The sequence below is a fragment of the Halanaerobium sp. ST460_2HS_T2 genome (genome assembly GCF_003337665.1).
Taxonomy (GTDB): domain Bacteria; phylum Bacillota; class Halanaerobiia; order Halanaerobiales; family Halanaerobiaceae; genus Halanaerobium; species Halanaerobium kushneri.
The window spans coordinates 1-1,535 of the sequence record NZ_QPJF01000078.1 but is presented as its reverse complement, the minus strand read 5'-3'; the positions used below and the strand labels follow the sequence as shown (position 1 = coordinate 1,535).

At 33.8% G+C, this 1,535-nt stretch carries 1 protein-coding gene; it reads right to left on the bottom strand.

All coding sequences use genetic code 11. The features are described from left to right. Positions 1–176: 176 nt before the first annotated feature. Positions 177–1,295, bottom strand: a complete 1,119-nt coding sequence (locus DFR80_RS15095) for a transposase (RefSeq protein ID WP_255417074.1) — start codon at positions 1,293–1,295, stop codon at positions 177–179. Between the last annotated feature and the right edge of the window lie 240 nt (positions 1,296–1,535).

Genomic DNA, 1,535 nt, shown 5'->3' with positions numbered 1-1,535 from the left:
TAAGCGAATTTCATAATACGCTTAATTTAGTTTAATTCAAAAAAATATTGTCTGCGAATCATAAAAATAAGCCTTTTAACTTGAATTTGAAGATTTTAATGATTTACCATAGATTTACTGCTAAAATTTGACGCACTTAATTTGGGTAACTTAAAATCATAGTTTTAAAAAGCTACTTAAGCAGCTAAAACCTGATTTTGCAGCTTGATTTTCTCTGCTGCGATTCTTGCAGCTATCAAACTGATAGAACTTAATAGCAAATGAGTTTTAACTTTTTTGGCTCCCATTACAGTTAAGTTTTCTAAATTTAGATGCTCTTTTAATCTGGAAAAAGTTCTTTCAACACTGGTTCTTTTGTTGTAGATCTTTCTCCAGGTTCTAGAATCCCTATGTGGAGTTGATATGTATCTTGGATTATCCTTTGGTCTTGTTTTAGTTACTCGACCATAATTTTTATCAGAACACCATTTAGTTCCGTGTATACAGTCAACTTTACCACATACATGTGGACATCTGAATTTGTTGACTCCTTTGTAATGACCCCAGTAATACATTTTATGACCTCCACTACAGACTGGTGTTCCTTTAAAATCATAGAAACCAGCTGGTGGCTGCTTAGCGTTACGCTTGTTAATTGGAGTAATAGCCTGAGATTCCTGTTCAAATAGAATATGCTCATAGATATCAGTGTAGTCATAACCTGAATCCATAGTCCAGTATTTGGGTTTAGTTAAATTTCTTTCAGCTAAAAAGCTATTAACTTTTTTAACTAACGGTATTGCTTGAGTCTTATCTGAGTGATTGGCTGGAGTTAAAGTTAAAGCTATTGGTAATTCTGATTTGGTTTCAACTGCAGCATGTATCTTCCAGCCAAACCAGGTTATCTGATTTTTATGAGAGTCGAATTTAGTACCCCAATCAGGGGTAAAAGAATTTTCCTTATCTATCTTTGACCTTGGTTTAGCTCGCTCATATGCTTCTAGTTTTGAAGCATCAATAGCCATTGTTTCAGTGTCCAATAAATTAAGTTCTATGCTTTGATCTAAGAGGTCATTCATTAGTGATTCCAGTCCATCAGTTTCAGATAATTTGCTGTAATAACGGCTAAAAGTTGCTTCACTGGGCACCCGTCCAGTGGTAGAAAAACCGCAGACATATCTGAGATAAGGACTTCTATCAATTTTGCTTACTAAGTCTGCTCTGCTAGGAATTTTTTCGATTTGTTGGACCAGAAAAGCTCTTAAAATAGCTTCTGGATTATATCCAGATGGTCCTTTATTAGACTTAGGTTTTATCTTTTCAACTAAAGGTTTAAGATCAATAGGATCTAAAATACAAATTAATTTGTCTGTTTCCGATATATTTAGTAATTCTTCAAAGGGAAAGAGACACTCTTGTCGAATATTATTAATAGGGCTTCACCTTCTTTCGTGTTTTTTGGGTGCTACTATTAAATTCGACAAGATGGGGTGAAGCCCTTTTTATATCATTAAAATCTTTGTTATATCAAGGCGTATTTTTATGAAATTCGCTTA